Origin of the sequence: Cucumibacter marinus DSM 18995 (genome assembly GCF_000429865.1) — a bacterium.
GTDB classification, from domain to species: Bacteria; Pseudomonadota; Alphaproteobacteria; order Rhizobiales; family Devosiaceae; genus Cucumibacter; species Cucumibacter marinus.
This window is the reverse complement of sequence record NZ_KE386980.1, coordinates 112,776-125,496: the sequence shown is the minus strand read 5'-3', so window position 1 is coordinate 125,496 and position 12,721 is coordinate 112,776. Positions and strand designations below refer to the sequence as shown.

Genomic DNA, 12,721 nt, shown 5'->3' with positions numbered 1-12,721 from the left:
CTTGTCAAAGCACCGGCGGACGATGGGGTTCCGCCGATGCGCATCCTCAGATGTCGAAAAAGATGGTCTCTTTGTCGCCCTGCAGATGAATGTCGAAATGGTAGGTATCGCCCTTGCGCTCGGCGATCAGGGTCGGCATGCGCACCTGCTGCTCGATGCGGGAAAGCATCGGATCGCTGGCGTTGGCCTCTTCTTCATCGCCGAAATACATGCGCGTATGCAGGCCCAGATTGATGCCGCGGGCCACCACCCAGAAGGTGATATGCGGCGCCATCATGCGCCCGTCGATGAAGGGCACCGCGCCGGGCTTGATGGTCTCGAAGCTGTAGACGCCGGTTTCGAGATCACAGGCGCAACGCCCGAAGCCAAGAAAGTTCTCATCGGCCTTGCCGCGCTTCTCCTCCGGGCTGTTGTAGAGCCCGTTGGCGTCGGCTTGCCAAATCTCGATCACGGGATCTCGCAGTGGCGTGCCAGCCCCATCGATCACGCGCCCGGTGATCTTGATGCGCTCGCCCTTGGTCTTGTCGGTGAGCATCACCGCGCCAATGTCCTCGGGATAGATGCCCTTGATCTCAGCATAGTTCGCAGTCAGCCCGATATGGACATAGGGGCCGGCGGTCTGGGACGGGGTTTCTTTCAAAAGATTGAGCGGCTGGACCATCAGTTGCCCTCCCGGCGGTTCTCAAAATAGGTCGAACGGCGACCGCGCAACACGATGTCGAACTTATAGGCACGGGCGTCCATGGGGATCGTGTTGGCCATATCGAGCGGTGCGACGAGACGCTCGATATCGCGTTTGTCGGGAATGGTGGCCACGATCGGGCACGTCCAGATCAGCGGATCGCCTTCAAAATACATCTGGGTAATCAGGCGCTGCGCAAAGGCGTGGCCGAAGATCGAGAAGTGGATGTGGGAAGGCCGCCAGTCATTGACCCGGTTCGGCCAGGGGTAAGGACCCGGCTTGACCGTGCGGAAACGGTAGTTGCCCTGTTCGTCCGTGATGACGCGCCCGCAGCCGCCGAAATTGGGGTCAAGCGGTGCGATATAGCCTTCCTTCTTGTGGCGATAGCGCCCGCCTGCATTGGCTTGCCAGACCTCAAGCAGTGCGCCGGGAACACCGACGCCGCGCTCGTCGAGGACCTTGCCATAGACGATGATCCGTTCGCCGATCGCCGACTGACCGGCCTCAGCGAAATTGTGAATGAGATCATTGTCGAGCTCGCCGAGCATATTGTGCCCGAAGACCGGGCCGGTCATCTCCGAGATGGTGTTGTTGAGCGACAGCCGCGCATGCTTGGGCGAGCGCAGGACCGAGGTCTTGTAGTCAGGATAGAAGGCCGGGGGATGCATCTCGAGATCGCGGGGGAAGAAGGCCCCGTTCTCCGGCACGCCAGGTTTGTTTTCGAAATCACTCATTGGGGTTGTCCGCCTCCAGTTCGGCGTAGGTTTGCTTGATGACCTTGATGGCTGCGTTGGCGGCGGGGACACCGGCATAGACCGCGACATGGAGCATGGCTTCCGAGATGTCCTCGGGAGTGGCGCCAGTGTTGCGGGTTGCCCGGATATGCATGGCGACTTCCTCATAGTGGCCGAGCGAGGCGAGGAGCGCGATTGTGATGATGGAGCGTTCGCGTTTGGACAGGCCGGGGCGCGACCAGACCGAACCCCAGGCCCCTTCGGTAATGAAACGCTGGAAATCGGCGTCGAATTCGGTGATCGACTGGCTGGCGCGGTCGACATGGGCGTCGCCGAGAACCGAGCGCCGCGTCTTCATGCCTTCATTATAGCGGTCGTCGTTCATCGGGATCTGTCCTTGATGAAATCGGCGATCAGGCCGGCCAGCGCCTCGGGCTGCTCGATAGAGGGGATGTGGCCTGCACCTTCGATCATCTCGAAACGGGCACCGGGAACGAGGCCGGCAAGCGAGCGCACCAGGTCGGGCGGTGTCGAGCGGTCCTCAGCGCCGGCAATGCACAGCACCGGCAAGGAAAGCCCGGCGGCAAGATCGGTAAAATCGGTGGTGGCGAGGGCGCCGCAGGTGCCGACATAGCCATTAAGAGAGGTCCTGGTCAGCATGTTGCGATAGCCGCGGTAATCGGCGCGATCGGGGTCACAGAATGCGGGTGTAAACCAGCGCTCAAGGATTCCGTCGGCGATGGCCTCAACGCCCCCGGCCTCGATCTTGCCGATGCGTTCCTGCCAGAAGGCGTCGTCACCGATCTTGTGCGCGGTGTCGCAGAAAATGGCTGCGGTGACACGATCTGCCAGACGGTCGGCGATGCCCTGGGCGATCATGCCGCCGACAGAGACGCCGCAGATTGCGAAACGATCGATTTCGAGGTGGTCGACCAAGCCGGCGAGATCGCCGATGTGGTCGTCCATGGTGTAAGGCGCCGGGGTGGCGTCGCTCAACCCGTGGCCGCGCTTGTCGTAGACGAGGATATTGAAGCGGTCTTCGAGACGGTCGGCGACAGCGTCCCAGATGCGGTGATCGGTGCCCAAAGAATTGGCAAACACGATCCAGGGCGCGCCCTCCCCCGCCTGCTGGCGGGTGGCGAAACACATGGCGATGTCACCAATTCTGGCGAATTGCATATCCAGCCCCCGGAGCACCGAAAAGACATCTCAAGCCGGGCCGCGCATACGGCCGGCATCCTCATTCCACACCATCCTATTCATTCCAAAATTGAATTGAAAATAAAATTATGACATTGATACATAACCGAATCGATATGGAAATTTCATGTCCGCCCTGTCCCCGCATCGCATCAAATTCAGGCACTTATCGTGTTTTCTGGAGGTTGCAGGCCGAAAAAGCTTTGTCGGCGCGGCAGATGCACTCGGATTGACCCAGCCAGCGGTTTCCAAGGCCATCGGCGAACTCGAACACGCACTTGGCGTAACACTGTTCACGCGCAGCCGCGCCGGGGTGCGGCTGACAGCGCATGGCCAGGCCTTTCGCCGTCATGCCGGCGCCGCCATCGCCGCCCTGCAGCAGGGTGTCGCCAGCGTCGATGCCATCCAGCGCCAGCAGATGAGCGCGGTCACCATCGGTGCTCTGCCCTCGGTGGCAGGCGAATTGGTGCCCAAAGCGGTGCTGGCGGCCAAGCAGCAGGGGCTCGAAGCCCCCATCCGGGTGATCACAGGCCCTAATCACTATTTGCTCGGGGAACTCAAGGCGGGGCGGATCGACATCGTTGTCGGGCGCATGGCCGGGCAGGAAGCGATGGCCGATCTCAGTTTCGAGCGGCTCTACACCGAGCGGATCGTCTTCGTTGTGCGCGACGGACACCCGCTGACCGCCCGAAAGGGCCTGCCGATGAGCCAGATCAACGCGTTCACGGTGGTGCTGCCGCCAGCGGAATCGATTATCCGGCCCGAGGTCGACCGGCTGCTGGTGGCAAACGGGATCGGGGATTTCAACGACATCATCGAGACCGTCTCACCGGTCTTCTCTATCGCCTATATCAAGCAGACCGATGCGGTGTGGATCATCTCGCGTTCGGTCGTGAACGCGGAATTGCGTGCCGGCGGGCTCATCGAACTGCCGATCGACACAGGCGTGACCTTCGGCCCGGTGGGGCTCACAACCCGCATCACAGGCGTGCCGAACGCGGCGGCCGATGTGATCATCAGCTCATTGCGGGACCTGGCGCGGGCCGAGATCGCCGCAGAACGCGAGGCTGGTCAGGAAAGCCAGGTGTCGTAGTCCGAGACCAGGAGATGCACGGGCTCCTCGTCTTCCTCGATGTCGGAAAAGCGGGCGACAGGATCGCGGAAATAATTGTCGGTCTCGTCATCATTGACCGTTGAAACCTCGCCGATCAGCGTGTTGCCGCCTTCGGCCCAAAAGGCATGCCAGACGCCCGGCATCAGGGTTATGCTCTCGCCGGGCAGCAGCACGACCTTGCCACCGGCCTTAACCGTCGTCTCGACGCCATCGCAGGGCACGGTGACGTCAGCGTTCTCGTCGATATTGCCCTCTGGATCGGAGGCAAAGAGCTCAACCACAAGCCGCGCGCCGCCGCGATTGATGATATCCTCGGCCTTGACCAGATGCTTGTGCATGGGGGAAAGCTGGTTTTCCTTGGAAATCAGCAGCTTCTCGGCATAAAGCATGCCGCTGCCCCTGGAGAGATCTTCAGCCCGTCCGTTTCGCAGGGTGAACAGGAAAAGCCCTGTTTCGTGGAAATCGCCAAGCCCGTAATCGGTGACGTCCCAACCCAGCCGCGCGCCCGTGACACCACGCAGTTCGTCCTTGCGCACCTGCATGTCATGCGGGCTCAACCGTGCAAAAGGCGGCAATGCAAAACCATGCGCCTTGATGAAGGCATCACCGTCCCGCAGGACCGCGTTGATTTCAGAACGGCGCATGGCATTTCCTTTCACTCTCAATAACTTGCACGCAAATGGCGGATCTTCACCGCGTCTGGATCGATGTCCGTTTCACTACTGCGCTCGAAGATGACCCGGCGGGGTGCGTCGGGCAAGACCACGAAGCCATTGTCCGAGAATCGGCCCGGGATCGCCGTTTCAAGGGCGACGAACAGGGCCAGGCATTTGCTCGAGACCACCGCCTCTGCTCGACCGTCAACCGTCTCCCACTCGATCGAAAGGCCGGGTTCATCAAGGTCGTAGGCCTTGAATGGATGGGGGGCAAAAACCTCCTCGCCCGACGCCCCGGTTTCGGGTTCTGACCAGCGATAAAGGAGCATTTCGCCCGGCCGCAAAGCGTTGGCGGGTATCTGCGCCAGCCGTGCCGCCCGATCATAGGGGACGGCACCGCGGGTTTGCGCCACGAGCCGCGTTCTGCCGGCCATATCGACAGTGTATGCGGTGAGATCGAGGGTAATCGGATCGGGCAGATCGTTGAGCCCGACCAGGCGGATATCGCCGGTTGCGACTTCGGGAATGGCGGCCACACGGACCGGCGCGAAAAAGCGTTTCGCCGCATGATGGAGCAGCTTCCAGCCCCCGCCATAGTCAAGGCTCGACCATGAGGCGCCCGGCCAACAATCATTGAGTTGCCAATAAAGAGCCCCCATGCACCAGGGCTTGAGGCTGCGCCAGTAGTCGACCGCTGTTGTGATGGCCAAGGCTTGCTGGACCTGGCTCAGATAAACCATCTGCTTGAAATTGCGTGGAAACCGGAATTGCCGGGTCAGGCTTTCGATAATGCGCGCATTGCCGCCGGGATCGCGCTGATGCGCTTCCATGACCGGCGAGGACGGGTTGCGGTCAGCCTTTTCGGTGAAGGTCTTGATGATAGGCATGGAGGGAAAGGACTGAAATCCGAATTCCGACACGAAGCGGGGTTTCGCTTCGCGATAGGCGGTCAACGGTTTGGCCCCGTGCCAGACCTCCCAGAAATGGCTGTCGCCCCGATTCGAGGCTCCGATGCCACCCGAGTAGTCGAACGGCCCCCGACAAGGCGAAGATGGCCAGTAAAGCCGGCCCGGGTCCTCATGATTGCAGACCTTTTCCAGCACCGCATTCAGCCGTGCATAGTTCGCGACGTATCGCTCACGGTCGCCGCGGGTTTCCTCGTACCAGTCGAGGGCATTGATCCCTTCATTGTCACCGCACCACAGGGCAATCGAGGCGTGATGCGACAGGCGTCTCACCTGCTGGACGACTTCTTGGCGGACGGTTTCAAGGAACGGCTCGTCCGACGGATAGGGCATGCAGGCGAACATGAAATCCTGCCAGACAAGCAGGCCGAGTTCGTCGCACAGCTCATAGAACCAGTCCGGCTCGTACTGCCCGCCGCCCCAGACGCGGATCATGTTCATATTGGCATCACGGGCCGAAACCAGCAGATCGCGAACGACATCATGCGTTATGCGGCCCGGCAAGGCGTCGGCGGGAATCCAGTTCGCGCCTTTCATGAAGACATCGCGGCCATTGACCCGCACCGCGAAGCCCGCGCCATTGCCCTCGACGTCAGGCTCTTCGATCACCCGCAAATTGCGCAGGCCGAGGCGGCGGCGCTGTTGGGTGTCTCCGAGTTGGGTCACCAGTTCATAGAGGTGTTGCCCGCCCTGCCCGGCCGGCCACCAGAGCTCGGGGTTTTCGATCGTGATCCGGTGCACGCGCCGGTTGTGTCCCCTGCGCAAGCGGGTCTCATTGCCTGCCGTCTGTTCACCGATCCTGTGGTTGAGTTCAATCTCGCCGTCAGCGAAGGCGTGAATATGGGCAATGATCTCGAGCTCGCATCTGTCGGGCGCGTGGTGCTGGCGGACCTGGACCGCATCGAGCCGGGCAAGCGGGGCCCTTTCGAGCCGGACATCACCGTAGATACCGAGCGGCATCGTTGCCAAAGCCCAATCCCAACCGCCATGGCAGGCGGGTTTGCGCAGAAAGTTGAGATGCGGGTAGTCCGGTGAGTTGAAAGTCGACGGCACCACGAAGGGGTGCTTTTTCGCCCGGATCGCGGCTTCGGTTGCCGCCGGAGAAAACTCGATACGGATGGTGTTTTCGCCCTGGCGCAGCAGGCCGGTCACCGGAAGATCGTGGCGAATGAAACTGTTGTCGGTGTCCGCCACATGCGAACCGTTGAGAATGATTGACGCAACGCCATCAAGCCGATCGATGGCGAGGGTCCAGTGGCCCTCTGCGGGATCGGTCGCGAGTTCGAAACCGCGCTCGATGACCCACGGCGTGGCGGCGACCCACTGCATTTGCTTCTCCCGGTCACCGGGATAGGGATCGGCAAGGCGGTCGGCCGCGATCAGCGCAGAATGGACATCCCCGGGGATGGCGATGTCGACAGCATCCTCCGGCCGGCGGCCCGTCAGCCGCCAAATTCCCTTCAGATCGACATTCATGCTGGAATCCATTCGGGTCCGCCCCCATATGCCACGCAGCGGGGCGCACTGTAGTCGAGAGGGCCGCGCATCTCAAAAGCCATTTGAATTTAAGTCGATTTGACAGATCAAAGCGGGAGAAAGGGTATGACCGACCAACCGGCCGCGCACACCCCTGACAATGCGGGGCTGATCATGCCGCCGCCCTTGTTTCTTGCCATCGCCCTTGTGGGTGCGATTGCGCTCGATTTTCTCATTCCTGTCCGGTTCGTGCCGCTCTGGCACGTCGCATCACTCAGCTCCGGTGTGGTGCTCATCGCGCTGGCATTGGCCCTGGCCTGGTGGGGAGAGAACACCTTCAAGCGACACAATACCGATGTCAGGCCGTGGAAGCCCACCAGCCGAATCGTTGAAACGGGCCCGTTCGCCTTTGTGCGGAACCCGATGTATGTGGGTTTTGTGCTTGTGCTGATCGGGCTTGGATTCGCCGCTGCACTCGAATGGGCGTTGATCCTGGCGCCGGTTCTCTGGATCGCCCTGCATTTCCTGGTGGTGGTGCGTGAAGAGGATTACCTGACTCGCAAGTTCGGCGGGGTCTATACCGCCTATCTGACAAAGGTTCGACGCTGGGGGCTGTTCTAGGCATGAGCGGATACACAACTGGGGCCGTGCGCAACGCGCTCCGCTTTGAAGGGCTGGCGGTCTTTGCCGTTGCCACCATTGCCTTCTGGCAGACCGGGGGCGTCTGGTGGGTCTATCTGGTCTTGTTCCTGTGGCCCGATCTCAGCTTCATCGTCTATGCGGTGAACAAGCGGGCGGGTGTGCTCGCCTATGATGCGGTTCACACCTATACCGGGCCGCTGGTGCTCGGTACCCTCGCCTTCTTCGCGGGCTGGGCGCCGGTCCTGTCGTTTGCACTGATCTGGGCGGCCCATATCGGGCTCGACCGGCTGGTCGGATATGGGTTGAGGTATCCCGACACGCCGGATGTGACGCATCTGGGAATCAAGGGGGCCGCCAGCGCGCGAGACAAGGCCGGACGTGCGGCCGCGCCGTAGCGCTGACTCCCGGCGGCAGAATGCGGGAGCGGCCCTGGGGCCGCCCCCACCAAATCAGGCCGTGATGTCGGCCGGTTCGGAGTCGATGAAACCGCCGGATTGACGGTGCCAGAGCCGGGCATAGTGCCCGCCAAGCGCCAGCAGTTCCTCATGGGTGCCATCTTCGACCACCCGTCCCTGATCCATCACGATCAGCCGATCCATGGCCGCAATCGTCGACAAGCGGTGGGCGATGGCGATCACTGTCTTGCCCTGCATCAGCCGGTCGAGCTGGCTCTGGATCGCCGCCTCGACCTCGCTGTCGAGGGCCGAAGTCGCCTCATCCATCACCAGGATCGGAGCATCCTTGAGGATCACCCGCGAAATGGCGACGCGCTGACGCTGACCGCCGGACAGCTTCACCCCGCGTTCACCGACATGGGCGTCGTATCCGCGGCGGCCCTTGATGTCTTCAAGGTCGAGGATGAAGTCATGCGCTTCGGCCTGTTTGGCAGCGGCGATCACCATCTCCTCGGTCGCATGCGGGCGGCCATACATGATGTTGTCGCGGACCGATCGATGCAGGAGCGAGGTGTCCTGGGTCACCATGGCGATATTCGCCCGAAGGCTGTCCTGGGTGACCTCCGAGATATCCTTGCCGTCGATGGTAATGCGCCCGTTCTCGACGTCGTAGAAGCGCAGGAGGATGTTGACCAGCGTCGACTTGCCGGCGCCCGAACGCCCCACGAGACCGACCTTCTGGCCCGGCGGGATGAACAGGTCGAGATCCTCGATCACTCCCTTTTCCTGGCCGTATTTGAAGGTCACGTGCTCAAAACGGATGGCACCCGAGACGTTCTCGATCGGCTTGGCACCGGGCTTGTCGGCGACCAGGCGCGGCAAGGAGATCGAATTGATGCCGTCTTCGACCGTGCCGATATTCTCGAACAGGGCCGACATCTCCCACATGATCCATTGCGACATGCCATACATGCGCAGGACCAGTGCGATGGCGGTGGCGACCGCACCGACAGTGATCGCTTCCTGGGTCCACAGATAGATTCCGAGGCCGCCGATCATCGCAAGCAGCGTCGAATTCATGCCGTAGATCAGGATGTTGAGCGCGGAAACCTGGCGCATCTGGCTGTGCACGGTTTGCATGAAACCGTCCATTGCCTCATGGGCATAGGCTTCTTCCCGGTTGGAGTGGGAGAACAGCTTGACCGTGGCGATGTTGGTGTAGCTGTCGACGATCCGGCCGGTCATGGCCGCACGGGCGTCGGCCTGCGCCTCGGAGATGCGGCGCAGCTTGGGCACGTAATGACGTAGCAACAGGATGTAGCCCACCAGCCAGGCAAGGAACGGGATCATCAGCCGCCAATCGGCTGCGGCGGCAATGACCAAGGTTCCGATAAAATAGACGATGACATAGTTGAGCACGTCGAGGAGCTTCATCACCGTCTCGCGCACGGCGAGCGAGGTCTGCATCAGCTTGGTGGCGATGCGGCCGGCGAATTCGTCCTGGAAGTAGCTCATCGACTGGCGGATGAGATAGCGGTGCACGTTCCACCGGATGCGCATGGGATAGTTTCCCAGAAGCGTCTGATGGATCAGCATGGTGTTGAAGGCGACTGCGACCGGCAGACCGATCACCACCGCCGCGATCAGCATCAGCTTGCCGGATTCGTTGGCGAGGAACTCCTCGCGGGAGACGCCGGAAAGCCAGTCGACCATGTTGCCCAGAAAGCCGAACAGGGCGACTTCGGCAATAGCGATGACGGCAGTGGTAACGGCCATCATCAAAAGAGGCCCCTCGACGCCACGAGTATAGTGGCGACAAAAAGCGATCAGACCGCGCGGCGGACGGCTCGGCGGCTCTTTGGGATAGGGATCGAGCAGGTTTTCAAACCAGCCGAAAATTGCGGAAACCATTGTATCAAGTCCATTATTGGTGCCGGCAGACGCCGGAAGAGTATGTGGGATCGAGCCCATAGCGCCGGGCGCGAACTTTTTCAACGTGCTTGCCCGCCGCGCCGTGAATGCCAATATGCGAACACTCCGACTCGCGGCGAGCCGGACAGAATATCACCAGCCTTGTGACAAGGCTGTTGCAGCCGCGCCACAACCCACCCGGCCCGCGCCAGGGCCAAATAACCGATCAAGGCAGCGATCATGTCCGACAATGCGTCCCCGTTCATCTATCTCAAAGACTACGCACCCAGCGCCTATGTGATCGATTCCGTTGACCTCGACGTGACAATCGCGCCAGGCACCTGCCGGGTTGCGGCCAGGCTGGCCATGGCGCCCCGCAAAGGCACGGCGCCGGGCACACCGCTGGTGCTTGACGGGGAAGAACTCACCCTGGTTTCGGTTTCGATCGACGGCAAGGCGCTGACCAAAGACGCCTATGAGGCTTCCGAAAACGGTCTGACAATCCACACGCCGCCTGCTGCCGCCTTCGTGCTGGAAACCGAAGTCGATATCGAGCCGGAAGAGAACACGGAGCTTTCCGGGCTCTACCGGTCGGAAGGAATCTGGTGCACGCAGTGCGAGGCGGAAGGGTTCCGCCGCATCACCTATTTCCTCGACCGGCCGGATGTGATGGCGACCTATTCGGTGCGCATTACGGCCGACAAGGCAGAAGCGCCGGTGCTGCTCTCGAATGGCAATCCGCGCGAGACAGGCGAACTGCCCGACGGCCGGCATTTTGCAGTCTGGGACGATCCGCACCCCAAACCCGCCTATCTGTTTGCGCTGGTGGCCGGCGATCTCGACAAGATTTCGGACAGCTTCACCACCGCGTCGGGCCGGACGGTCGACCTCAATATCTATACCGAGCACGGCAAGGCCGCGCGTGCCGACTATGCGATGGATTCCCTCAAGCGTTCGATGAAGTGGGACGAGGAGCGGTTCGGGCGCGAATATGATCTCGACGTGTTCAACATCGTCGCCGTGTCGAGCTTCAATGCCGGGGCGATGGAGAACAAGGGGCTCAACATCTTCAACGACCGGTTTATCCTGGCCGACCCGGAAAGCGCGACGGATGCCGACTATGCCGATATCGAGCGGGTGGTGGCGCATGAGTATTTTCACAACTGGACCGGCAATCGCATCACCTGCCGCGACTGGTTCCAGCTCTGCCTCAAGGAAGGGCTGACGGTCTATCGCGACCAGGCGTTCAGTGCCGACATGCGCTCGAAGGCAGTGAACCGGATCGAGGATGTGCGCCTGTTGCGGCAAGCACAGTTCGCCGAGGATGGCGGCCCCCTCGCCCATCCCGTCCGGCCGGAGAAATTCCGCGAGATCAACAACTTCTACACGGCGACGGTCTACAACAAAGGGGCCGAGGTCGTGCGGATGATTGCCAGCCTTCTGGGCGAAGACGGGTTCCGCGCCGGCATGGACCTCTATTTCGAACGCCACGACGGAGAAGCGACCACGGTCGAGGCGTTCCTCAAGAGCTTCGAGGACGCGAACAAGGTCTCATTGGGCGATGCGTTTTACCGCTGGTATGCCCAGGCCGGCACGCCGCGCGTCACCGTCACGGATCATTGGGATGAAGCAAACCGGCGCTACACGCTGACCCTGGCCCAGCGCACCGAGCCCACACCCGGCCAAGAGACCAAACAGCCGCTGAAGATGCCGATGCGGTTCGGCCTCGTCGGGCCGAACGGTGCCGATATGGAATGGGAGCGTGCCAGGGGCGCCGTCATTCGCGGCGACGTCGCCGAGATCGAGGATGAAACGACAACCCTTACCTTCGAGGGTCTGTCGGCGCGGCCGGTGCCCTCGCTGTTCCGGGGCTTTTCCGCCCCGGTGACACTCGATGCGCCGATGAACGCCGATCAGCGGCTGTTCCTTGCCGGACACGACCGTGACCCGTTCAACCGCTGGCAGGCGATGCAAGACGTTGCGAGCGCCATTCTGGTGCCGGCGGCACGGGGCGATGGGCCGGTGGACGCGGATGCCGTAAAGGCCCTGGCCGGGGCGATCGAGCAGACCCTGCGCGATGCAAGCCTTGATGCGGCCTTCAAGGCATCCTGCCTCGCCCTGCCGACCGAAAGCTCGCTGGCGCGGACGCTGGCGCGAAACGTCGACCCGGAGCGGGTGCATCAAGTTCGCCGTGACGTGCTCGCCATGCTCGGCGAGCAGCTACGCGGCGTACTCGGTGATCTCGCCGACGCGGCGCCGGCTGCGGATGCGTATGATCCGGGTGCACAGCAGGCCGGCCCGCGCGGGCTGCGCAACCAGGCCAGCTCATTGCTGGCCGCAACCGGCGAGCCCGCCGATCAGGACCGGACCGAACGCCATTATCGCGATGCAGGAAACATGACCGACCGGATGGCGGCGCTTGGAGCGCTCGTCGCCTCGAATGCGCCGGCCGCCGAATCCTGCATGGCTGATTTCCATGAGCGGTTCTGCGCCGACCCGCTCGTGCTCGACAAGTGGTTGCGCCTGACGGGCGCCACCCCGTCGGCGGCCGCCCTCGACCGGGTCAAGGCCGTCTATGACAGCGCCGAATTCGACCGTGGCAATCCCAACCGGTTGCGGTCGCTGATCGGCGGCTTCGCTGCCGGGAACCAGGCACAATTCGCCCGGGCAGACGGGCAAGGCTTCGCCTTTGTGGCCGATGTGATTGCCTGGCTCGATGGCCGCAACCCGCAACTGGCCTCGCGCCTGCTGACGGTGTTCAGCGATTACGGTATTTACGAATCAAGCCGGCGAGCCGCAGCACGGCAAACGCTGGAATCACTTACGCAAAAAGGCGGGTTGTCGCGCGATACCAACGACATTCTCGTGAGGATGCTGGGCAAGGAGTAAAATTTACCACTTGTTAAGTGATTCAAATGACTCGGAAAAATCAAAGCGTACACAGAG

Annotated in this window: 11 protein-coding genes; 4 read left to right on the top strand and 7 right to left on the bottom strand. The window is 61.9% G+C overall.

The window, feature by feature from the left end; translation table 11 throughout:
* Positions 1 to 46: 46 nt before the first annotated feature.
* The 4 genes from pcaG to pcaD are packed head-to-tail and all read right to left on the bottom strand — an operon-like array spanning position 47 to position 2,595.
* A complete protein-coding gene (pcaG, locus tag G489_RS0118135) occupies positions 47 to 661 on the bottom strand; it encodes a protocatechuate 3,4-dioxygenase subunit alpha (RefSeq protein ID WP_029042704.1) in 615 nt (204 codons plus the stop codon).
* Positions 661 to 1,416 carry a protocatechuate 3,4-dioxygenase subunit beta gene (gene pcaH / locus G489_RS0118130; RefSeq protein ID WP_029042703.1) on the bottom strand — a complete coding sequence of 252 codons (756 nt, stop codon included), beginning with the start codon at positions 1,414 to 1,416 and terminating at the stop codon, positions 661 to 663. Before pcaH ends, pcaG begins: the two co-directional genes overlap by 1 nt.
* On the bottom strand, positions 1,409 to 1,801 hold the full coding sequence (gene pcaC / locus G489_RS0118125) for a 4-carboxymuconolactone decarboxylase (protein WP_029042702.1): 393 nt from the start codon (positions 1,799 to 1,801) through the stop codon (positions 1,409 to 1,411). The genes pcaH and pcaC overlap by 8 nt, the downstream gene beginning before the upstream one ends.
* A complete protein-coding gene (pcaD, locus tag G489_RS0118120) occupies positions 1,798 to 2,595 on the bottom strand; it encodes a 3-oxoadipate enol-lactonase (RefSeq protein WP_029042701.1) in 798 nt (265 codons plus the stop codon). Before pcaD ends, pcaC begins: the two co-directional genes overlap by 4 nt.
* A gap of 148 nt (positions 2,596 to 2,743) precedes the next feature.
* On the opposite strand from pcaD, the gene pcaQ reads away from it, so the two are divergent.
* Positions 2,744 to 3,709, top strand: coding sequence for a pca operon transcription factor PcaQ (pcaQ, locus tag G489_RS0118115; RefSeq protein WP_029042700.1), 966 nt, complete (start codon positions 2,744 to 2,746; stop codon positions 3,707 to 3,709).
* Here pcaQ and G489_RS0118110 read toward each other — a convergent pair.
* Together G489_RS0118110 and G489_RS21435 are read right to left on the bottom strand one after the other, a co-directional pair.
* Positions 3,688 to 4,374 (bottom strand): D-lyxose/D-mannose family sugar isomerase, encoded by a 687-nt coding sequence (locus tag G489_RS0118110; protein ID WP_029042699.1) that lies wholly within the window; start codon positions 4,372 to 4,374, stop codon positions 3,688 to 3,690. The genes pcaQ and G489_RS0118110 overlap by 22 nt on opposite strands.
* Positions 4,375 to 4,391: 17 nt before the next feature.
* On the bottom strand, positions 4,392 to 6,827 hold the full coding sequence (locus G489_RS21435) for a beta-mannosidase (protein WP_162142453.1): 2,436 nt from the start codon (positions 6,825 to 6,827) through the stop codon (positions 4,392 to 4,394).
* A gap of 126 nt (positions 6,828 to 6,953) precedes the next feature.
* On the opposite strand from G489_RS21435, the gene G489_RS0118100 reads away from it, so the two are divergent.
* Together G489_RS0118100 and G489_RS21430 are read left to right on the top strand one after the other, a co-directional pair.
* On the top strand, positions 6,954 to 7,448 hold the full coding sequence (locus tag G489_RS0118100) for a methyltransferase family protein (RefSeq protein WP_029042698.1): 495 nt from the start codon (positions 6,954 to 6,956) through the stop codon (positions 7,446 to 7,448).
* A 2-nt stretch (positions 7,449 to 7,450) separates the two neighbouring features.
* Positions 7,451 to 7,864, top strand: coding sequence for a DUF4260 domain-containing protein (locus tag G489_RS21430; protein WP_051332818.1), 414 nt, complete (start codon positions 7,451 to 7,453; stop codon positions 7,862 to 7,864).
* Between the two features lie 54 nt (positions 7,865 to 7,918).
* On the opposite strand, the gene G489_RS0118090 is transcribed toward G489_RS21430, so the two are convergent.
* Entirely contained in the window at positions 7,919 to 9,775 is a 1,857-nt protein-coding gene (locus G489_RS0118090) for an ABC transporter ATP-binding protein (protein ID WP_035873425.1), read from the bottom strand.
* A 240-nt stretch (positions 9,776 to 10,015) separates the two neighbouring features.
* Here G489_RS0118090 and pepN point away from each other — a divergent pair, with 240 nt between their 5' ends.
* Positions 10,016 to 12,664: an aminopeptidase N gene (pepN, locus tag G489_RS0118085; protein WP_029042695.1), complete on the top strand. Its 2,649-nt coding sequence runs from the start codon at positions 10,016 to 10,018 to the stop codon at positions 12,662 to 12,664.
* The last annotated feature ends 57 nt before the right edge of the window (positions 12,665 to 12,721 follow it).

Bases quoted from the DNA above. Each gene is read 5' to 3' on its own strand.
- pcaH (WP_029042703.1), bottom strand. From the start codon at position 1,416: ATGAGTGATTTCGAAAACAAACCTGGCGTGCCGGAGAACGGGGCCTTC.
- pcaD (WP_029042701.1), bottom strand. From the start codon at position 2,595: ATGCAATTCGCCAGAATTGGTGACATCGCCATGTGTTTCGCCACCCGC.
- pcaG (WP_029042704.1), bottom strand. From the start codon at position 661: ATGGTCCAGCCGCTCAATCTTTTGAAAGAAACCCCGTCCCAGACCGCC.
- G489_RS0118100 (WP_029042698.1), top strand. From the start codon at position 6,954: ATGACCGACCAACCGGCCGCGCACACCCCTGACAATGCGGGGCTGATC.
- G489_RS21430 (WP_051332818.1), top strand. From the start codon at position 7,451: ATGAGCGGATACACAACTGGGGCCGTGCGCAACGCGCTCCGCTTTGAA.
- G489_RS0118110 (WP_029042699.1), bottom strand. From the start codon at position 4,374: ATGCGCCGTTCTGAAATCAACGCGGTCCTGCGGGACGGTGATGCCTTC.
- pcaQ (WP_029042700.1), top strand. From the start codon at position 2,744: ATGTCCGCCCTGTCCCCGCATCGCATCAAATTCAGGCACTTATCGTGT.
- pepN (WP_029042695.1), top strand. From the start codon at position 10,016: ATGTCCGACAATGCGTCCCCGTTCATCTATCTCAAAGACTACGCACCC.
- G489_RS21435 (WP_162142453.1), bottom strand. From the start codon at position 6,827: ATGAATGTCGATCTGAAGGGAATTTGGCGGCTGACGGGCCGCCGGCCG.
- G489_RS0118090 (WP_035873425.1), bottom strand. From the start codon at position 9,775: ATGGTTTCCGCAATTTTCGGCTGGTTTGAAAACCTGCTCGATCCCTAT.
- pcaC (WP_029042702.1), bottom strand. From the start codon at position 1,801: ATGAACGACGACCGCTATAATGAAGGCATGAAGACGCGGCGCTCGGTT.